Source organism: Vibrio sp. 10N.261.51.C6 (assembly GCF_041471785.1).
Lineage (GTDB): Bacteria > Pseudomonadota > Gammaproteobacteria > Enterobacterales > Vibrionaceae > Vibrio > Vibrio crassostreae_C.
Genome location: NZ_JBFRPB010000066.1, coordinates 32,340 through 53,818, shown reverse-complemented (window position 1 = coordinate 53,818; position 21,479 = coordinate 32,340). Strand labels below are relative to the sequence as shown.

Sequence of the window (21,479 nt, the reverse complement as noted above, 5' to 3'; positions counted from 1 at the left end):
GGTGTTCATGGCACGCTTACAGTTAAGCGCCTTCGTTGTGTAACTCTAAGTTAGCAAGATCTTGTTGAATCTCACGCTGAACCTTTGAGTCGTCATTACGCAAAGAGTCTAGGAAATCTAGGTACACTTGGTCGATATCGCCCGTTACATACTCGCCGTTAAATACAGAAGTATCAAAACGAGAGATGTCTTGATTGCCCATGCCCACTGCAGAAATCAGATCTGGTAGCGTTTGGAAAATCAAGGCGTCTGCGCCAATCTGCTTACAAATCGTTTCGTTATCACGACCATGAGCAATCAACTCTGTCGCGCTCGGCATATCAATGCCGTAAACGTTAGGGAAGCGAACCTCTGGAGCAGCTGAAACCATGAAGACCTTATTTGCGCCAGAATCACGAGCCATCTCAATGATCTGCTCTGATGTTGTGCCGCGAACGATAGAATCGTCAACCAGAAGAACGTTCTTACCTTTAAACTCAGAGCGAATTGCGTTGAGCTTACGGCGAACCGACTTCTTACGTTGTTGCTGACCTGGCATGATGAATGTGCGGCCAACATAGCGGTTTTTCACGAAACCTTGACGGTATGGCTTATTGATCGCTTGAGCGATTCGTAGCGCAATATCGTTTGATGTTTCAGGGATTGGAATAACTACATCAATGTCTAAGTCTGCGTACTCTTCTTTAATACGCATACCAAGCATCTCACCCATCTCAACGCGTGCGCTGTAAACCGAGATTTTGTCGATGAATGAATCTGGGCGTGCAAAGTATACAAACTCAAAGATACATGGGTTTAGTTGTGGGTTGTCTGCACATTGCTTAGTGAAAAGCTCACCGTCAAACGTTGCGTAGATAGCTTCACCTGGTGCTACGTCGCGCATGAAGTCGAAACCAACAGCATCGAGTGCTACCGATTCAGACGCAACCATGTACTCTGTTTTACCTTGAACTTCACGCTTACCAAGACACAATGGACGAATACCATGTGGGTCACGGAATGCGATCATACCGTGGCCGATGATCATCGCCGTTACGGCGTAAGCACCACGAATTGTACGATGCACATTTGCCACAGCGCGGAAAACGTCATCTGAAGTTACGTTACCTTTAACAGTATCGATCTCATGAGCTAATACGTTCAGTAGAACTTCAGAGTCAGAGGTTGTGTTTACATGACGACGGTCTTTTTCGAACAACTTCTCACGAACTTCGTTTGCGTTCGTCAGGTTACCGTTGTGCGCCAACGTAATGCCAAAAGGAGAGTTTACGTAGAAAGGCTGAGCTTCAGACGCACTTGAACTACCCGCAGTAGGATAACGAACATGGCCAATACCAACTTCACCTTGTAGGCGCTGCATGTGTTTTGCTTCAAAAACATCTTTTACTAAACCGTTCGCCTTACGCAGACGGAAACGATTGCTTTCTATGGTACAAATACCAGCGGCATCTTGGCCACGATGCTGCAATACCGTTAAAGCGTCATAAATAGACTGGTTTACAGGTGTTGAACCCACGATTCCAACAATACCACACATGTCCTAATCCTCGATTTTTCGACATTAACTGGCGCTAGAGCGCGCCAGATAAGAAACTAGATGTTGCTTGTAAATGCTCGAAGAACGGCGCAATGATTCGACTAAATTCTGGAACCAATTGCGAATTCTTCCACCACTCAGAACTTGGGAATGCAGTAAACGCATCCATGAAAAACAACACTGCAGAAACAATCAAAACACCACGTAAGCCACCAAAGACGACACCGAGGATTCTGTCTGTACCTGACAGGCCTGTTTTCTGAACTAGTTGACCGATGACATAGTTAACTAAGGCACCCACAACTAACGTTGCAACAAACAATGCTGCTATCGCAGTTCCGTTTCGAAACATCTCATCTTCGATATTGGTGAAGTACATCGCTAATTTAGCGTAGTACTGGCTAGCAATAAAAAATGCTCCAAACCAAATAACGAGTGACAAGGCTTCTTTAGCGAAACCACGAACTAAACTGATCACGGCAGAGAAGCCGATCACGCCTAAAATGACAAAATCTAACCAATTCATGAATTCTTCATCTTAAGTTGGCGCGCATTTTAACAGAAAAAATGCTGACGCAAACGTTTTCTTATGGATTTAACGGTTTAAATTTGAGCAACTGGCCTTTTGAACCCGTAATTTTTTCTAATTCCTTAATTTGTCGCTCAAGTTTGGATTTAGAGACATCCGGGCCAATAATTACTCGCGTAAAAGTTTTTTCTTGCTTGGTGTGAGCCTGATAACCGCGCTTTTGCAGATCCTTAACAACGTTTTTTGCGTTGTCAGCATTCTTCAAAGCCATCAATTGAATAATCCAAGCACTGTCTTGGTATTCATTTTTTTCAGGTACCGGCTTAACCACAACTGCCACTTTGTCTGCTTCTTTATCATTAGAAGAAGACGCGGTTTGCGTGTTTGAATTATCAGTACGACCACTTTCAACCACTTGCTCAACCGGAGAATCCGGTAGCGCTATCTGATCTTCAACGGGATCGAGTACTTCAAACACTTCAACATTACTATCAAGCTCAGGCTTAATTGGAATGCTTGCAAACTCTTCTTTGTAGTGGAGCTTCTTACCATCTAGTACATCGGGCAATACAATCACGCCAATGGCCACTAAAATGATGGTGCCGACTAACCGGCTTTGGAATTTACTTGCCATTTAGTTTCCTTTTTTCTGCCAATGCTCCAACACTTCACCCACTGTATGGAAAGAACCGACAACCAACACAACATCGTCACCTTTAACAGAAGCTAAAGCCGCTTCAAACGCTACAACAGGGTTTGAATACCGCTCTACACCTTCAGGTAAGCTTTGACACAATTCAGCGGCTGTTGCGGCTCGTGGGCCGTTCAGCGAAGCTGGGTACCAATGTGTTGTTATTGGAGCTAATACTTCCAATGTCGCGGGGATATCTTTGTCATGAAGCATGGCGACTACAACGTGTAAATTTTTGCCTGCATACTTCTTCGCGACTTGCTGCGCAAAGTACTCAGCAGAATGCGGGTTGTGTGCTACATCAAGCACAATCACCGGTTGTTCGCTAATTTGCTGCATACGCCCAGGAAGCTGCGCATTCTTCATGCCGTTAACCACGTTCACGTCGCTAATACTAAGCTCTGATGTGCCCAATGCCATCAACGCTGTTGCAGCGTTAGGTAACGGCAGGCTTGGAATAGGTAGCGATTCTAGTTGGAATGCACCACTGCGCCAGTTCCACGTATCACCGTCAACATCATAAGTGTATTGAATACCGACTTGGTAGAACTCAGCCTTAATGTCATCAGCGTGCGCTGCAACCGTAGCCGGTGGCTTGGGTTGACCACAGATAGCGGGTTTACCGCTACGATAAATGCCCGCTTTCTCAAAACCAATCACATTGATGTCATCACCTAGCCAGTCAACATGGTCGACAGCCAAACTAGTAATCACAGAAACATCATGCTCAACGATATTGGTCGCGTCTAAACGCCCGCCTAAACCCACTTCTAAAAGCACAACATCAACCGCTTCAGTTTGAAATGCACGTAACGCCGCTAAAGTGCCATATTCGAAAAAACTCAGGCTGATTTCGCCACGCTCTTTCTCAATGAAATCGAAAGACTGAACCATCTTTTCATCAGATAGATCTTGGCCGTTGATACGAACACGTTCGTTATAGCGAATTAAGTGAGGAGAGCTGTAGACACCAACTGAGTAACCAGCGTCCAATAGAATCGCTTCCATCAGTGCACATGTTGAGCCTTTGCCATTGGTTCCGGCAACAGTAATAACATGTTGAGCAGGTTTGGTGAGGTTTGCCTTAGAGGCGACGGCCTGAACTCGGTCTAATCCAAGATCAATAGCGCTTGTGTGGATGTTTGATAAATAATCAAGCCACATCTCCAAAGAGGATGTGGCTTGAGGAATAGGTTGTTGACTCATCTAACTCATAACCATAATTAAGTTGGTTTGTTAGAAGGTACTTTACCCTTTTTCTGGCGCTTCTGGTACTTCATAAGTAGCTTCATTCGGTGAATCGTTCACAGAAACTACTAATGGTGAAGGCTGGTTGGTCATTTTAGCAACAAGGCTTGCAACGCGCTGACGCATCTCACGACGGTCAACAATCATGTCGATAGCACCGTGGTCTAGTAGGAACTCACTGCGTTGGAAACCTTCAGGAAGGTCTTCACGTACCGTTTGTTCGATTACACGACGTCCAGCAAAACCGATCAGTGCTTTTGGTTCACCAATATTGATATCGCCAAGCATTGCCAAACTTGCAGAAACACCACCCATTGTTGGATCAGTCATAACTGAAACAAACGGTAGGCCTTTCGCAGATAAACGCTCAAGCGCAGCACTGGTTTTCGCCATTTGCATTAGAGACATCAATGCCTCTTGCATACGAGCACCACCACTTGCAGAGAAACACACTAAACCACAGTTGTTCTCGATAGCAGCATCTACCGCTTTCACGAAACGAGCACCAACAACAGAACCCATTGAGCCGCCCATGAATGAGAATTCAAAAGCACACGCTACGATAGGTAAACCCAATAGTTCGCCTTTCATTGCAACTAATGCGTCTGTTTCACCACTGTTCTTTTGAGCAGCAGAGATACGTTCTTTGTAACGCTTAGAGTCTTTAAACTTCAGCTTGTCTTGTGGCTCAAGATCAGCACCTAGTTCAACACGCTCACCTTTGTCTAGGAATGTATCCAGACGACGACGTGCTTTCATGCGCATGTGATGGTCACATTTTGGACATACTTCTAGGTTACGCTCTAGTTCAGCATGGTACAGAACCTGCTCACAAGAAGTACATTTCGTCCAAACACCCTCAGGGATAGACGCTTTACGAGATGTTACGATGTTGCTTTTTTCTAAAATCTTTTCAAGCCAACTCATGGAAGACCTTTTTGTTTCGATTCTTCCGCTTGATTGCGAAAGAAATAAATTTGGGAATTATGCGTGGGAATTAAAGCACATAAAACAGCGACTGTAGATAAAAAACTGGTTGTACCTATTTCCTGGGACTATCTTACGCACTAAACCGTAATAATTTTTGAACCTAAGTCTCACATTTAGTTCAAATTATCCGGTAAAAATAGAGGACCAATTGGCTCTCGTGGTAGCTCAAAATGTTCAGGATAATCAACATCCACCAGATACAAACCTTCCGCTTTTGCAGTTGCGCCGGCTACTTTTCGATCTTTAGCTTCTAAAAGCCACTGGATCCACTCTGGTTTCTGCTCACCTTTACCTACGGCAATAAGGCTACCCGTAATATTCCTCACCATGTGGTGAACAAACGCATTCGCTTTAATATCGATCACAATGTAGTGTCCATGACGAGTCACGTTCAAGTGAATCATGTTTCTCCATGGGCTACGAGATTGACAGTGTGTTGCCCTGAACGAAGTGAAGTCATTCTCACCAAGTAAGTACTGACCCGCTTCATGCATTTTTTTCTCATCAAGATGACCATGATAATGGCTCACACCTGAATTCAAAATGCCTGGGCGTAGTGCATGGTTAAAGATAATGTAGCGATAACGGCGGGCAGTAGCCGAGAAACGAGCATGGAAATCCTCATTCACTTCTGTCGCCCAACGAACCGCAATATCTTTTGGCATGTTGGCATTCGCGCCCATTGTCCATGCCACCATTTTACGATCGACATTAGTTTCAAAGTGAACGACTTGTCCCGTACCGTGAACACCGGCATCTGTACGACCTGCGCACATAACTTCTACAGGGTGATTCGCGACAACTGAAAGAGCCTTTTCCAATTCTTCTTGGACACTTTTCACGTCTCGTTGGCGCTGCCAACCAAAGTAGTGGGTACCGTTATATTCAATACCTAAAGCAATTTTCATGTTCTTGTTCTCTTTGAAAATGGGCGAGAAGTATATACGGAAATCAGTGCTAGCCCAAATAGGATGGGGCTAAAACTTCAATAAACAATCAGCATCGACCGAGACGATGCTGTTGAAAAACCAAATGAAACGATAGCGCTCTGTATCGCCTTAAAATAAAGGGTAGCCAACGCTACCCTTTCTGATTTGTAAATTTATCGACCGTTTAACGTATCGATAAGATTTTTTGCCTCTCGACGAATATCATCGCTGCCGTCAACGATTGCCTCTTCTAGAAGCTTAATTGCCCCTTGCGAGTCACTCATCTCGATGTAGATTTTGGCCAAATCAAGCTTACCCGCAGCTTCTGCATTGCTGTCGACATCATAATTGCCAATATCACCGATAACATCAGGGAATTCGTTAAGACCCACATCCAGTTTAAGCTCTTCATCGTCTGGATTAATGACTTCTTCACCTTCTTGCTCGACTTGAGCCATTAGCTCATCAATCGTCATGTACTGCTTATCACGACTGTTGCCTGATTCGGTTAAATTGTCTTGTTCAGCCCAATTCTCTTCTTTGATTTTCGGTTCAGCTTGCTGTTCAGCCGATGCCCAAATCTCTTGTTGGTCATCAGGCACATCATTATGCATGCTCGATTGTTGTTCTGGCGCTAGGTTAAAGCCTTTCCAGTCTTCGCCGCCGACTTCAAGCATGGCGTCAATATCTAACCCTGCGCTATCAATCGAAGTTGCGTCCAATGGCTTATCGAACATGTTGTCGACAGAGTCTTGAACATCTTCAGAAAGCAACTCAGCTAATGCTGTCTCATCAAAGTCATCAAAGCCTTCTAGTGGCTCGTCTTGAACCGCTGCAGGCGTTGAGTTTGGCTCTGAAGCCGCGCTCAGTGATTGTTCTGGCTGTGCAAAACCAGCCGGTTCAGAGTCTTCAGCATTCGAGAAATCATCAGCCTGACTATAGCTCTGCGGATTTGAGAACAGATCATGCAACGCATCTTGCTCTTCGCCTTGTGGGCTGAAAGAAGTCAGTGGTGTTGGCTTCTCAGCAAACGCATCAGAGATGGCTTCATCTTCACCATATTCCGGTAAATCAAACTCATCGAACTCTACGCCTTGGGCTTCCGCCACCGGCTCGGCATTGCTTTGCTCAATATCATCTAAAACAGAGTCTGCTTTTGCGCTTTCTTCATCGTACTCCGGAAGATCAAGGTCATCGAACTCGAACTTCTCTGTGTCAGGCGCTAAGTCTTGCTCTAACTGTGCTTCATCTGGTTCACTCACCACTTCCGCTAACGCATCGTCTTCACCAAACTCTGGTAGTTCGAAGTCATCAAGCGAGAATTCTTCTTCGCTTTCTGGTTTCGCAGTTTCAACTTGTGGTGCAGCATCTAACTGAGGCTCAGAGGTAGGTTGCGATTCAACACTTGATTGAGAGTATATAGCAGGCGTTGCTGGCTCTGTTGTTGATTCAGCATCAGCTTCCGCTAGTGCGTCTTCTTCACTAAACTCTAGTAAGTCGAAATCATCAAACGAAAACTCTTCGTCGTCTTGCGCCTGAGCTATAACTTGGGCTTCAGTTTGAGGCTCAACACTTGGTTGAGCATCAATAGCTGGCGTTACTGGTTCTGGTGTTGATTCAGCATCAGCTTCCGCTAGTGCATCTTCTTCATTAAACTCTGGCAATTCGAAGTCATCAAACGAGAATTCTTCTGCGCTTTCTTGTCCTAGAACTTCAGCTTGTTCTGCTACTTCCGCTTGTGGTGTAGCTTCAACTTTCGGTTCAGCGACAGGTGTCACTAGCTCTGGTGTTACGTCAGTTTCCCCTAATGCTTCTGGTTCAGACGCCTCATCTTCAATCAGCCAATCATCGTCTTCTGGCACACCAAATTCATTTGGAATGATCTCTGGCATGTTTGCAGCACGAACTGGCTCTGGCTCTGGCTCTGGCTCTGGCTCTGGCTCTGGCTCTGGCAAGGATTCAACGACATCTTCAAGCTGATCGCTACCTTGGATTTTCGGTTCAAAGTCAAAATCAGAGTCAATGTTCGCTGGCGACTCTACATCGTCGATGGCTTCAGCTAACCAGTCTTCAACCGTTTCTTCTTCATCTTCAGAGATATCGTTCAAAGACGATGGCGAAGCTTGCTCTTGTACGTCGGCTTCTTTCGGCTCTGGTTCTTGTTGTGCGGTTTCTTCTTTAACTCGCTCTTCAAAATCTGGTTTGTCAAAATCAGAATTCTCAGATAACAGCGAGTCGATATCCAGTTCATCATCTTCAACCGATGATGCGGTTTCTTGCGCTGATACTTCGTCGCTGTCTAAAAGAGACGCTTGCTCTGGTTCAACCGTATTGTCAATTGATGGTTCAACAGGCTCTTCTATTGCTGGCAACAAATCATTGTCATCAGAAGTCATTAACTCATCAATCAACGCTTCGTCTGTTGTTTCTAGCGAGTCATCAAGCAAAGCATCCGTTGCCGGTGCGACACCGAACAAATCATCGATAAAATCATCACGATTAAAGGCTTCATCATTTTCTGGCTTAATGTCAGAACTTTCTTGAGTCATTTCAGAATCTAACGATTCATCAGTAACGACTTCAGGTTGTGGTGTTTCACTAATGTCCGGATCTTGCTCAGGCTCACCTTCAGAGGTTAACGGAGTAAGCTCAACGTCTGAGTCCTTTTCAGGCTCCTCATTGGCGTTGTCCAAACCAAAGGCTGCGTCTAACTCTTTATCAAACGTCTTATCTTCAGATTCAAGCTCGTCTTCAATGCCACTTGTCAGTAAGTCATCAAATGGGTCTAGAGATTCTGATTTTGATGCATCCGCTAAAAGCTCATCATCTGACAATTCACTATCAAGGAAATCATCCAATAAGTCGGTACTTTCGGCGTCGAGTTCGAAATCATCGTCGTCAGAGTCACCTATTAATTCATCCAAGGTTTCCGTGCTGTCTTCTGCGATGTTGAGGTCATCATCGGTCGATAAACCAGAAAGCTCTTCAAGTTCAGACAGAGAATCAAAGCCAAGAGGTTCGCTTTCAGACTCATCATCCGAATCGTCCCCTAGCATCTCATCAAGAAGGTCTGTCGAGTTACTTAGGTCTACGTCATCGCCTGCCAGTTGCTCATCAAGCAGATCAACGCTGTCTTGAGGTTCTTCATTTACGATGGGCTTATCGAACTGAGACAGAATGTTTTCGATATCATCATCAGACGCCAAACCACCGTTTAGGTTAGTGGCAATCTCATCGTCGCTATCGAGGTTGAAAGGGTCATTCGCTTGATCGTTCTGAGCAGCAACTTGGGCAAAGATGTCATCAATATCATCATTCGCTGTCGGGGAAGCTGGCTCAGGGGACTGTTGTTCAGAGATTAGAGCATCAATATCAAAATCGTCATTGCTCAAATCAACAGGCTTAGTCTCACTTTGTTGCTCAGAGATAAGCGCATCGATGTCAAAATCATCGCTTGCTGGTGTTTCAGTGCTAGAAGGCGAATCACTTTGCTCTTCCGAAATCAGAGCATCAATATCGAAGCTGTCGTCATCTTCGTCATCAAGAGCAAACAGATCATCTAATAAAGATTGGTCTAACTCGTTGGAACCGAGATCTTCAGTTTCAGACTCTTGAGATAGTAAAGCTTCAATGTCATCAGCAGACATTGCGTTATCATCAGAAAGATCAAAGTCGACATCATCAGTATCGACGGCGCTTTCCGCTGTTTTGTCTAGCGCACGTTCCATCTCTTCAAGGCCAAGCGCTTTCTCTTCGCCATTAACACTAATGCCGTTGCTGCTGTCTAAATCTAGATCGTCGAAGTTGGTGTCTAAATCACCGTTTTCGCCAATGCTAGCAAATGGGTCATCGTCTTCACCATCTAGATTGAAATCGAGATCAGATTCATCTAAACCAGCAAAGACATCATCCTCTTCGGCTAGCGCTTGATCGTCAAACAGCTTGTTGGCGTCATCTTCCGTACCAAACAAGTCATCATCTAAAGACAGCTCGTTAAGGTCGTCCATCTCGTCGCCCAATGTAATAGGTGCAACGGTACTTGGTTCTGGCTGGAGCGGTTGTTCTTGAGTCGTCTGCTGTTGCTCATCATTTTTAGAACGACGGCCTAACAGCATCACAACGATCAAACCAATGAGCAGACCTGGAATAATCGCAAGAGCCGCCACTAACCAACCATTCGATAACAGTTCGTCCATGACACTTGGTGCCATCTTTTCAATTTCGGCGTTCTTTCTGCGCTCTTCATCAAGCAGCTTTTCCACTTCGCTACGAATGCGGTCTTCATCACTGAGCTCTGTTTTTAGCTCATCCACTTCCGATTGAACATTCGATAACATCAAACGAAGTTGGTGATTTTTCTCTTCAAGTGACAGCAGTTCAGTTTCTGAAAGCTCTAGCTGCTTCTCTAGCTTGTTCATCTCTTGGGTTGGTGCAGATTGAGCTAGAGATGATTGAGTTGGAGACAATGGCTTTTTAGCAGTTTCAGTAGTGCTTACTTGCTTAGCAGGAGTAACATTTTTTGCATCAGAACTCGGCGCTTTGGGTTTTGAAGCGACAGGCTTACTTGCAGGAGCATCAAGCTTAGCAAGATGTGAGTTCATGATGTTGATAGCTTGCTGCGTCGAGCTTGCACGTGCTTGCTCTAAAGAAGGCACGCGTAGATTGCTCGCAGGCAGCAGGCTATGGATATTCTGGTTTTCAAACGCTTGTGGGTTTAAGCGATAAATAGCCAACAGAGTTTGTTGGACTGAAACGGAGTTATCAGGGCGTAACTTTGAGGCAATAGACCACAATGTTTCTGAGCCGCGAGTTGGACCATAGAAACGTGAAGGCTCAGCGCTATTTGATTGCGCTCTTTGAAGTGGTTCTGAAAACGTAGGCGCTGATTGTATCTGGCCATTAGGCCCTACAACTCGAATGGAATCTGCACGAACAACGGAAATCTGAGTCGCAATGATAAAGGCAAAAGGCATTAACCACGGCTTGAAAATTTGAAACATAAAAGGCTCAGCTAGGTGCTTAAATTCGGAAAAGTGATGATCTATTAAATATATCGGATAAATGACGTAAAACTATAGAGATGAAAACAAAAAATGTGTTGCAGCAACAATATTCGCAGCAATTTCACACAATTTGACTAACAATATTTTTAATCGATTAAAAAAGCCCCACTAAAGAGTGAGGCTTTTTTATCAAAGCAATAAAGCTTAGAAGTAATCGCGAATCAGAACTTCAGCGATTTGAACTGCGTTTGTTGCTGCGCCTTTACGAACGTTATCAGCGACAACCCACATGTTTACGCCACTGTGATGGCTGATGTCGTTACGAATACGACCAACCATTACGTGGTCTTTACCACCTGCATCACGAACTTGAGTTGGGAAGTCTAGCGCTTGGAATACTTCAACACCTTCTGTGTTCTCTAGAAGCTGAACCACTTGCTCTGCACCGATTGGTGCGCGAGTTTCAATGTGTAGAGATTCTGCGTGACCGTAAAATACTGGTACGCGGACACAAGTCGGGTTCACTGTGATTGAAGAGTCAGCAAAGATTTTTTGAGTTTCCCAAACCATCTTCATCTCTTCACGCGTGTAGCCATTCTCTGTAAATTCATCGATTTGAGGAATACAGTTGAAAGCGATTTGTTGTGAGAACGCTGAGTTTTCAGCTGGCATACCGTTAAGAAGCTTAGCCGTTTGACCCGCTAGCTCATCGATACCTGGCTTACCTGCACCAGACACAGATTGGTAAGTTGAAACGTTAATACGCTCAAGGCCCACTTCATCGTGAATTGGTTTTAGCGCTACTACCATTTGGATAGTCGAGCAGTTAGGGTTCGCGATGATGTTACGGTTACGGAACTCAGCAATCGCTTCAGGGTTCACTTCAGGCACAACCAGAGGAACATCGTATTCGTAACGGAAGCGTGATGTGTTATCGATGACAACCACACCTTCATCAGCCGCAATTGGAGCCCAACGCTCTGAAAGCTCGCTACCTGCAGAGAAAAACGCAATATGTACTTGAGACCAATCGAAGTCTTCTACGTTTTGTACTTGTATTGTTTTGCCGTTAAAACGGGAAGTTTTGCCTTCACTACGTTCACTTGCTAGTAAGTGCATTTCACCGACAGGGAATTTACGCTCTTTAAGTACTTCAAGAATGGTTTCACCAACCGCACCAGTCGCACCTAAAATAGCAATATTAAATTCTTGGCTCATTGTTTCTCTCTTTTATAAAGTTGGCTTTACCATAAAACCGAGTTTAGATAACGGCGTTAAATTACAAGATTCGTCGCCCGTTAACTCGACTGCACTGTACTCTCTGCGGTCCCAATATTCTTTACGCATCTTGTCAAAAGAACCCGGCGTAACGATATTGCGACGGAATAAGGCGTCGTCTTTGCGCACATCATAGATCAACTGAGTCAAATTGTGCAGTGTTGCTTCATCCCAAGCTCTATCTAATTTCATTTGAGGTACAGGCGCTGTCGGCAATAAGTCGCTTGCATACGCACGCTGTTCAGTACCTAAAAATTCACAATAACTGTTGAAGATCATCGTGGTACCACGCGCTTTACCTTCTAAACCGTAGCCCGCTACGTGAGGCGTTGCAAAAGCGAGTAACGGAAGAAGCTCAAAGTCGACTTCAGGTTCAAACTCAAACACATCAAGCACTGCAGTGAAACCATCGGCTTTTTGCAGGCGAGCTTTTAGCGCTTGGTTATCAACCACAGGACCGCGAGCTGCATTAATCAGGATTTGATCAGCACGTAAGTTGTTCAGCACTTGCTCACTGATCAAGTGATGCGTTGGATACTCACCCGTCTTAGTGATTGGCGTGTGTAATGTAATAACGTCTGATTGTTCAAGCAAAGTCTCTAACTCAGTAAATTCGCGCGTATCACCCTCTTGCTGTTTTAGAGGGTCGTTCAGCAGAACTTTGATACCAATACCTTCAAGGCACTTCGCTAAGTAACTGCCCACTTGACCACAGCCGATAATACCAACCGTTTTATCAAAAACAGAAAAGCCTTGCTGTTGCGCAAGCACCATCATCGCACTGAATGCGTACTCAGCAACACCCACCTTGTTACAGCCAGGCGCCGCAGTAAAGAAAATGCCACGCTCTTTCATCAATTCTTGGTCAACATGGTCCATACCAGCCGTCGCAGTACCGACAAACTTCAGCTTATTGGCTTTGCTGATCAATGACTCGTTTACCTTGGTAACAGAGCGAATCATCAATGCGTCTACGTCAACTAGGTCGTCAGCAGTAAGTGTGCGACCAGACTTCATTGTCACTTCCCCTAGCTGGCTAAAAAGCGCTTCAGCGTAAGGCATATTTTCGTCGATTAAGATTTTCATTTGGCGAGTACTTTTGTTGGGGTCTATCGACCTAAATGTGAATTGAAATGATTGTGCAAAATTCCACACACGGTGTCGAGTAGCAATTGGAATACATTATAAATAAAGGGCTGAATCACTGAGTCTGCACAAACAACAGGCATAAGATTCCATACCCAAATCTCAAACGGCTAAAACGAAAAATGCCCGATTGAATAAACAATCGGGCAAACATCCAGAACAAAAGGATCCTATCTCGCTCTCCAGGAGACAGAGTCTTGCGTCTGTTCAACCAGTACTAACCAAAGTCAGTACTGGTCAAGCTCTGGAAACCTTTCAATCTCTAAACCCAGATTTAAAAACTATGTTCAAAAAACACGTTTACCAACCTGCGTCTAAAAACTTTGTTCTGATGGTCATTATTACTGGGTGACCTGTGCGTGTTGAATCGGCACTAGCGCAACCCTTTAACGATTAACCTTGTCTCTGTAACTCAAGCTTAAGTTAAGCTTGGTACTTTTTGATTACTAGCGTTGCGTTCGTACCGCCGAAACCAAAACTGTTAGACATAACTGTAGTTAGCTCTTGATCACGAGCTTCAGTCACGATGTCTAGGCCAGCAGCAGCTTCGTCTAGGTTAGAAACGTTAATGCTTGGAGCAATAAAGCCGTTATCTAGCATTAGCGTTGAGTAAATAGCTTCGTGTACGCCAGCAGCACCTAGAGCGTGACCTGTCATCGCTTTAGTTGCAGAAATTGCTGGGCTGTTGCCACCAAATACTTCTTGGATAGCGCCTAGCTCTTTAACGTCGCCAACTGGAGTTGAAGTACCGTGAGTGTTCACGTAATCAACGCCATCAACGTTTTGCATCGCCATCTTCATACAACGAACCGCACCTTCACCAGAAGGAGCAACCATGTCGTAGCCATCTGAAGTTGCGCCGTAGCCTACGATTTCACCGTAGATTTTTGCGCCACGAGCAACAGCGTGCTCAAGCTCTTCGATAACTAACATGCCGCCGCCACCAGAGATAACGAAACCATCACGGTCTGCATCGTAGGTACGAGAAGCCAGCTCTGGCGTGTCGTTGTACTTAGTAGAAAGTGCGCCCATTGCGTCGAACATCATAGTCAGAGACCAATCCAGTTCTTCACCGCCACCAGCGAATACAACGTCTTGCTTACCAAGTTGGATAAGCTCCATTGCGTGACCAATACAGTGTGCAGATGTCGCACATGCAGAGCTCATAGAGTAGTTCACACCACGGATTTTGAAAGGAGTTGCTAGACAAGCAGAAACCGTAGAAGCCATTGTACGTGGAACCATGTATGGACCAACGCGCTTCACGCCTTTCTCACGGATGATGTCTACCGCGTTTACTTGGTTTAGAGATGAAGCACCACCTGAACCCGCAACGATACCCGTGCGGTCATTAGATACTTGATCTTCAGTTAAGCCAGAATCAGCAATTGCTTGCTCCATTGAAAGATAAGCGAATGCCGCTGCATCACCCATAAAGCGCATTTTTTTGCGATCGATATGGTCAGCAGGGTTCATTTTTAGGTTACCCCATACTTGAGAGCGCAAGCCATTTTCCTTGAACTGCTCTGAAGCGGTAATACCAGATTTACCCTCTTTCAGTGATGCTAAAACTTCTTCGACGTTGTTACCGATACTTGAAACAATACCCATACCGGTGATTACGACTCGTTTCATGTGACATTCCTATAATTCTAAATTCAGCTAGATGATAACTAAGAAGCCCAACAAAAGTGGTCAGCTTTCCTAGAAATTCGTACAATCCCTACCAACATATCGCTTCAAATCACAAAATGATAGATTTTATGACTTCAATTACTAATGCAGAACTGGAATGGAATGAGTCTGGCACGCCAGTTTCAGACCAATTTGACGACGTTTACTTCTCCAATGTTAACGGTTTAGAAGAAACTCGCTACGTCTTTTTAAAGCAAAACCACCTTCCAGAGCGTTGGCTTGAACATGAACAACGCCGCTTTGTGATTGCTGAAACCGGCTTTGGCACAGGTTTGAACTTTCTTGCAGTTTGGCAATGGTTCGATGCTTTTCTTAAAGATAACCCACAAGCGATGACCAAAGAGTTACATTTCATCAGTTTTGAAAAATATCCTTTAAATAAAGAGGATCTGATCAAAGCACACCAATCGTGGCCAGAATTAGCCGAGTATGCGACCCAACTCCAAGAACACTACCCTATTGCTCTACCTGAATGTCACCGCATTGTGCTGGGCGACGGTGCAATCACATTGGATTTATGGTTCGGTGATATCAAAGACTGTATGCCAAGCGTGCCTACGCCAAAGCAAGGTTTGGTGGATGCATGGTTCCTAGATGGATTCGCCCCAAGCAAAAACCCAGAGATGTGGAACCAAAACCTATTCAATGGCATGGCAAAGCTAGCCAAACAAGATTGTAGCTGTGCGACTTTTACCGCGGCTGGCTTTGTGCGCCGTGGCTTAATTGAAGCTGGCTTTGAAATGAAGAAGGTCAAAGGTTTTGGCACCAAGCGAGAAATGATTGCAGGCCGACTTGGCGAAAAGCATGCTCACACCAACATCAAACCTTGGTATGGCCTATCACAGCACAACGAATCGCAAGACATCGCTATCATCGGTGGTGGTGTTGCTAGTGCAGCACTCGCTAAAACGCTGAGCCGCCGTGGTAAAGACATCACGCTTTATTGTGAGCACCCACAAGCAGCGGGTAATGCATCAGGCAACAATCAAGGTGCGATTTATCCATTGTTAAGCGAAGCCACCTCGAACGTGTCTCGCGTGTTTGGACCAGGCTTACTGTTTGCTCGTCAATTTATTAATCAAGCGGCTCAGTCTATTCAATTTGATCACAGTTGGTGTGGCGTGAACATCTTGATGTGGGATCAAGGCTCCACTAAAAAGCTCAACCGCATGTTGGAAGGCAACTTCCACACCGACCTGATTCAGCGTTTATCGCCAGAGCAAGCCAACGAAAAGATTGGCTTACCCGTCGATAAAGAGAGTGTTTACTTTCCGCTGGGTGGTTGGCTAAGCCCTCTGCAACTGACTCAAGGCTTGATTGGCAAGTTAGAAGAGAACAACCAAGTAAGCGCGCACTATCAACATCAAGTAACGCAACTTGAGTGGCTCGAAGCTGAACAACAATGGATACTGACGATGGATACACCTCAAGGTGAGATTCAAACCAAGCACGACCAAGTGGTTGTCGCGAATGGACACAAGTTCACTCAGTTTGAACAAACTCAGCCAGTACCACTGACTCCGGTTAAAGGCCAAGTGAGCCATATTCCGACCACGGAAAATCTCAGCCAGCTAAAAACCGTGTTGTGCTTTGATGGCTATTTGACGCCACAGAACCCCAACAATAGTCATCACTGTATTGGTGCGAACTACGACAAAACCAATATCGACCAAGAATTTGATATTGAGGTTCAGCAGCACAATGGCGAGCGCCTACATGGGTCACTACCAGACCAAGCATGGACAAAAGATGTCGATACCAGTGACAACTTAGCGCGCCAAGGTATCCGAAGCGTAAGCCGTGACCACCTTCCGTTTGTCGGAAACGTTGGTGACTTTGAAGCCATTAAGGAGCAGTACCAAGATCTCCACAACTTCAACCCGCAGCGTGACTCGGTTGAGGATGTAGAAACGGTAACAAGCTTCCCTAACCTTTATTGCTTTATCGGACTGGGTTCACGTGGTTTGAGCTCTGCACCATTATTGGCTGAAGTATTAGCATCACAGATCTGTGGCGATCCGCTGCCCTTGCCTGTTGATGTGCTTGAGGCGATTCACCCAAGTCGAATGTGGGTACGCAGACTGCGTAAAGGTAAGGCATTAACGGCTGGATGGGTTGCTGACAAGCATTCTAAATCAAAGCCGTAGTTTCTAGTTCAGCTATTTTGAACATCTGAAATTTCTGAATATCTGAAACTAATAAGTTAAAAGCTAAAAAGCCCGAGTTCATTGTGTCGCTCGGGCTTTTTGTTATTCGTGTTGCTCTAAACTGATGTTCTAAACGAAGCTGTATTTACAGCTTAGCAACCGCGTCTTTAATCTGTAGAGCAATCTCTTCGTTGCTGATAGAACCAGATTCAAAATCAAAGTTATCGTAGAAGCTTGGTACTGAAACTGACGCTTGCACGTTGCCACCGAAGTAAGGTGCAGAACCTGTCGCTGCACCAAGTACCGTTTGTGCGCCACCAGGGCCCGGTGAAGTCGCTAGGTAAACCGCCGGCTTCTCGCCAAACACTGAACGCTCAATACGTGTCGCCCAGTCAAATAGGTTTTTATACGCTGCTGGGTAGTGACCATTGTGTTCTGCGAACGAGATAACAAACGCATCAGCTTCAGCTAGGTCGCGTAGGAATGCTTGAGCACCTTCAGCTTGGCCAATCTCTTTTTCAGTGTCTTCACTGAACATAGGAACATTGTAATCGTTGATGTCTAGGACTTTTACTTCAGCACCTTCAATCAAGTTTGCTGCGTAAGTTGCTAGTGTTTTGTTGATTGAGGTAGAACTTGTGCTTGCGCCAAATGCGATAACTTTCATGATGTGACCTTTCTGTAATTCCGTTAAGTGGGATTAGAATAACGTAGTAAGAAAATGTAACCATCACAAGAAATGAACGGACTCATTCAAAAATTTCGAACGAGTCTCAAATAAACCAGTTCGCTCAGCAAAATGGGAAAGGAAGGGACTGAGCGGATAGTATTAATACATCGAGATTAAGCTTGGTTTTGTAGCTCAACCCAAAGGTCATTAACGATAGTGCGGTCTGCTGGTGTTAGTTCAGAGCGAGCGTCGTCTAGGCTCTGTTCAATACGAGCTTTTACTTCAGCCACATCTTCAATGCCTTCTTCTTCACATGAAGCCACTGAAAGAGAAATATGACCACGTAAGTAACCACCAGCAAACAGTTCATCGTCTGATGCGTTTTCAATGCGAGCATCAATTACTTCAAGTAGTTTTTCTTCAAATTCGATAATCATAATATTCTCTTATTTCACAATAAATTGGCTAGCACATAAAGGTTCTACATCGTAGAAGCTGCGTAATGCTTCAGAGAGCATTTTCACGCGAGGCGGAAAGCCTACTTCAAAGATACCCATAACTTCGCTATGTACTTTATTCATAAAGGCCAAACGATCTGGCTCAAAATCGCCGTGTAGATTGTCACAGCTGACATTAAAAGGAAAGCCTGCGCTCATCGCAATGATCCATTCATACGCTTGTGGGCGAATTTCTACTTTTTCAAACTCAGCTTGAACCGATTCCGTTCGACCGTCAGGTTCATACCAATAGCCAAAATCTTCAAGTAAACGACGCTCAGGCCCAGCAACGCACCAGTGTGCGATCTCATGGAGTGCAGAGGCGTAAAAGCCACGTGCGAACACGATTCGATGGTGTGGGATAGTATCATCAGCAGGCAAATAGATCGGCTCATCAGCCCCTAGCTCTAGTTTGGTATTAAAGCTTTCAAAAAAGGTCTGATTGAAGATATCGATAATGTCTGAGTATTGGTGTGTCATAAAATCAAATTTAAGTAAAAATAACTGGGGCATTTTGCTTTTTTTTAAGCGCTCGGTAAAGCCCTATCAAGCGTAATGACATCGGGTTCGCCATTATACTTTGCAGTGACAATCGATTGCCATTCCCAGATTACACCACTTTAAGGTGAATGATTAGTTTAGCTAATCTGAAAAGGCCATTCACGGTACAAATATTCATTCGTCAATCAGCATTTTTACTACTACACTCGCGCTTCATTTTTATATCCCTATGGCCTATAAGACTCCAATTTATAGACCTATATTATAGAGCTACAGCAATGCTACTAAGTGTTTTGTATATCATTGGCATCACGGCAGAAGCCATGACCGGCGCTCTCAGTGCAGGCAAACAAAAAATGGATTGGTTTGGTGTAATGTTGGTTGCGAGCGCAACGGCAATTGGCGGCGGTACAGTACGCGATATCTTACTTGGCCATTACCCTTTAGGTTGGGTTGAAAACCCTCAGTATCTGGCCATCACCTGTATAGCAGGTGTCATTACAACCGGGTTGGCGAAATGGGTTATCAAGCTAAAAGGTTTGTTTATTCGCTTGGATGCCTTAGGCCTAATCGTATTCAGTATCATTGGTACCAAAGTAGCGATGACCATGGGTCTGCACCCGATGATTTGCATGGTATCGGCATTAGTGACAGGTGTCTTTGGTGGTTTGTTACGTGACCTTATCTGTCGTCAAACACCATTGGTGTTACATGAAGAGCTGTATGCCTCTGTCGCACTTGTCGCTTCAGGTTTGTACCTAGGTTTGCTTGAGCTTGGCATCAACGACGTCACGGCGACAATTGTGACGCTTGTAGTTGGTTACTTGCTGCGCATGGCGGCTGTAAGATTCAAATGGAGTTTGCCTTCGTTCCAGCTTGATCCTGAAAGTTCAGTGCATTAATGGATTAAGAGCCTTAAGCTGCTAGCTGTCTTTAATGACGATAGTCGCTAACCGGACGAATAATCCTGCTAATGTGAAAAAGGGTTACTTCATTACGAAGCAACCCTTTTTTGTTTCTACCAATTCTATTCTAAATAAAAAGAAGCAGAATTAGATTTGTGGTGTTTCAGTTGTCACACCAAAGTTTTGACCACGATGACGTAGCAAGTGGTCAAGCAGCACGATAGCCAGCATTGCTTCTGCAATAGGTACCGCACGGATGCCAACACATGGATCGTGACGACCTTTCGTGATTAGCTGCGTTGCTTCACCATCTTTCGTGATTGTGTCACCAGGTACAGTGATGCTTGATGTTGGTTTAAGCGCAATGCTTGCCACAATATCTTGACCAGTAGAGATACCACCTAAGATACCGCCAGCATGATTGCTGCTGAAACCTTCTGGAGTTAATGGGTCACGGTGTTCACTACCGCGTTGATTAACAACATCGAAGCCATCACCAATCTCAACACCTTTCACAGCGTTAATGCTCATTAGAGCGTGCGCGATGTCAGCATCTAGACGATCAAAGATTGGCTCACCAAGGCCTACTGGCACTTTAGTCGCAACCACTTGAATCTTCGCACCGATCGAGTTGCCTTCTTTTAGCAAGTCACGAATCAGTTGATCAAATTCTGGTACTTTGTCGGCATCTGGACAGAAGAAAGCGTTGTTTTCAATCTCGTTCCAATCCACTTTATCAATTGAGATATCACCCATTTGAGAAAGGTAAGCTTGGATTTCAACACCAAATTCTTGTTTTAGGTATTTCTTCGCAATTGCACCTGCAGCAACACGCATTGCAGTTTCACGAGCTGAAGAACGACCACCACCTCGGTAATCACGCACACCGTACTTTTGATGGTACGTATAGTCAGCGTGGCCAGGGCGGAACTTGTCTTTAATTTCGGAATAGTCTTTAGAGCGTTGGTCTGTATTTTCAATCAATAGACCAATAGAAGTACCCGTAGTTTGGCCTTCAAATACACCTGATAAGATTTTCACTTCATCCGCTTCACGACGAGCCGTTGTATAGCGAGAAGTGCCCGGACGACGACGGTCCAGATCTTTCTGCAGATCTTCTTCGGTAATTTCTAATCCTGGTGGGCACCCGTCTACGATACATCCTAGTGCGATACCGTGACTCTCTCCGAATGTGGTCACTCGAAAGTGTTGTCCGATACTGTTTCCTGCCATTGCTTCCTCTAAATCAGCCATCAATCAGAAGGTTTGATTCCTAAACCGACTGGCTAATAGCTTTACTTGTCTATTCTTCGTGAATTCATAGTGGCTTTATTACCAAATGATGTAAACCCCAAAAAACGAACAATTTTAACTTTCTATTACATAAGCCGAATGAAACGAATAACAGAAGAAAATGAGTCGCGCTTGAAAAGAAGTGTTTTATGATGTGTAAAATGCAAAAAACCCGACAACTCGGAGAGTTATCGGGTTTCTTTAAATAATGGCACGCCCTGTAGGATTCGAACCTACGACCACCTCCTTAGAAGGGAGGTGCTCTATCCAGCTGAGCTAAGGGCGCGCTACAGGAACGAATTATACGAATTCGAATCAGTAAAGCAACGGCTTTATGTAACATTCTGATCTAAGTGGGTAAAAAAAGGCCAACAAACATATAAGTGTTGGAAAATAGAGCAAAGCAAACGTTTGCTTGAT

General features: G+C 44.8%; 16 protein-coding genes and 1 tRNA gene. 2 read left to right on the top strand and 15 right to left on the bottom strand.

Translation table 11 applies throughout. The annotated features are described in order from the left end of the window. Window positions 1-22: 22 nt before the first annotated feature. The 10 genes from purF to fabB all read right to left on the bottom strand — a co-directional run bounded on the left by purF (window position 23) and on the right by fabB (window position 14,986). Window positions 23-1,537 (bottom strand): amidophosphoribosyltransferase, encoded by a 1,515-nt coding sequence (gene purF / locus AB4375_RS17980; protein ID WP_017062345.1) that lies wholly within the window; start codon window positions 1,535-1,537, stop codon window positions 23-25. A gap of 34 nt (window positions 1,538-1,571) precedes the next feature. Next, window positions 1,572-2,063, bottom strand: coding sequence for a CvpA family protein (locus tag AB4375_RS17975; protein ID WP_009848678.1), 492 nt, complete (start codon window positions 2,061-2,063; stop codon window positions 1,572-1,574). 61 nt (window positions 2,064-2,124) lie between these two features. Next, a complete protein-coding gene (locus AB4375_RS17970) occupies window positions 2,125-2,700 on the bottom strand; it encodes an SPOR domain-containing protein (RefSeq protein ID WP_017063432.1) in 576 nt (191 codons plus the stop codon). Continuing rightward, complete coding sequence (gene folC / locus AB4375_RS17965; protein ID WP_017062347.1) at window positions 2,701-3,963, bottom strand: bifunctional tetrahydrofolate synthase/dihydrofolate synthase; 1,263 nt, start codon at window positions 3,961-3,963, stop codon at window positions 2,701-2,703. A 42-nt stretch (window positions 3,964-4,005) separates the two neighbouring features. Further along, window positions 4,006-4,932 (bottom strand): acetyl-CoA carboxylase, carboxyltransferase subunit beta, encoded by a 927-nt coding sequence (gene accD, locus AB4375_RS17960; protein WP_017062348.1) that lies wholly within the window; start codon window positions 4,930-4,932, stop codon window positions 4,006-4,008. 176 nt (window positions 4,933-5,108) lie between these two features. Continuing rightward, window positions 5,109-5,903, bottom strand: coding sequence for a tRNA pseudouridine(38-40) synthase TruA (truA, locus tag AB4375_RS17955; protein WP_004734161.1), 795 nt, complete (start codon window positions 5,901-5,903; stop codon window positions 5,109-5,111). Between the two features lie 194 nt (window positions 5,904-6,097). Then, window positions 6,098-10,924: a FimV/HubP family polar landmark protein gene (locus tag AB4375_RS17950; RefSeq protein WP_372052188.1), complete on the bottom strand. Its 4,827-nt coding sequence runs from the start codon at window positions 10,922-10,924 to the stop codon at window positions 6,098-6,100. Window positions 10,925-11,131: 207 nt separating this feature from the next. After that, entirely contained in the window at window positions 11,132-12,145 is a 1,014-nt protein-coding gene (locus AB4375_RS17945) for an aspartate-semialdehyde dehydrogenase (protein WP_017062350.1), read from the bottom strand. 12 nt (window positions 12,146-12,157) lie between these two features. Continuing rightward, entirely contained in the window at window positions 12,158-13,291 is a 1,134-nt protein-coding gene (locus tag AB4375_RS17940; protein WP_017062351.1) for a 4-phosphoerythronate dehydrogenase, read from the bottom strand. 483 nt (window positions 13,292-13,774) lie between these two features. After that, window positions 13,775-14,986, bottom strand: coding sequence for a beta-ketoacyl-ACP synthase I (fabB, locus tag AB4375_RS17935; RefSeq protein WP_017062353.1), 1,212 nt, complete (start codon window positions 14,984-14,986; stop codon window positions 13,775-13,777). A gap of 56 nt (window positions 14,987-15,042) precedes the next feature. Here fabB and mnmC point away from each other — a divergent pair, with 56 nt between their 5' ends. Continuing rightward, window positions 15,043-17,193 carry a bifunctional tRNA (5-methylaminomethyl-2-thiouridine)(34)-methyltransferase MnmD/FAD-dependent 5-carboxymethylaminomethyl-2-thiouridine(34) oxidoreductase MnmC gene (gene mnmC / locus AB4375_RS17930; protein ID WP_372052186.1) on the top strand — a complete coding sequence of 717 codons (2,151 nt, stop codon included), beginning with the start codon at window positions 15,043-15,045 and terminating at the stop codon, window positions 17,191-17,193. Window positions 17,194-17,338: 145 nt separating this feature from the next. Here the strand turns inward: mnmC and AB4375_RS17925 are convergent, their stop codons facing one another. From AB4375_RS17925 to AB4375_RS17915, 3 genes are all read right to left on the bottom strand, one after another. Beyond that, window positions 17,339-17,860 carry an NADPH-dependent FMN reductase gene (locus tag AB4375_RS17925; protein ID WP_017070306.1) on the bottom strand — a complete coding sequence of 174 codons (522 nt, stop codon included), beginning with the start codon at window positions 17,858-17,860 and terminating at the stop codon, window positions 17,339-17,341. A gap of 176 nt (window positions 17,861-18,036) precedes the next feature. Next, window positions 18,037-18,300, bottom strand: coding sequence for a YfcL family protein (locus AB4375_RS17920; RefSeq protein ID WP_017063425.1), 264 nt, complete (start codon window positions 18,298-18,300; stop codon window positions 18,037-18,039). 9 nt (window positions 18,301-18,309) lie between these two features. Then, window positions 18,310-18,840 carry an elongation factor P hydroxylase gene (locus AB4375_RS17915; RefSeq protein ID WP_017063424.1) on the bottom strand — a complete coding sequence of 177 codons (531 nt, stop codon included), beginning with the start codon at window positions 18,838-18,840 and terminating at the stop codon, window positions 18,310-18,312. A 299-nt stretch (window positions 18,841-19,139) separates the two neighbouring features. Between AB4375_RS17915 and AB4375_RS17910 the strand changes: the two genes are divergently transcribed. Next, window positions 19,140-19,763 carry a trimeric intracellular cation channel family protein gene (locus AB4375_RS17910; protein WP_017062358.1) on the top strand — a complete coding sequence of 208 codons (624 nt, stop codon included), beginning with the start codon at window positions 19,140-19,142 and terminating at the stop codon, window positions 19,761-19,763. Between the two features lie 150 nt (window positions 19,764-19,913). On the opposite strand, the gene aroC is transcribed toward AB4375_RS17910, so the two are convergent. Both aroC and AB4375_RS17900 read right to left on the bottom strand, forming a co-directional pair. After that, the gene (gene aroC / locus AB4375_RS17905; RefSeq protein ID WP_029235357.1) at window positions 19,914-20,999 is read right to left on the bottom strand and encodes a chorismate synthase; all 1,086 of its coding nucleotides are present in this window, start codon (window positions 20,997-20,999) and stop codon (window positions 19,914-19,916) included. Window positions 21,000-21,268: 269 nt separating this feature from the next. After that, window positions 21,269-21,345: transfer RNA gene (locus AB4375_RS17900), tRNA-Arg, on the bottom strand. Window positions 21,346-21,479 lie beyond the last annotated feature (134 nt).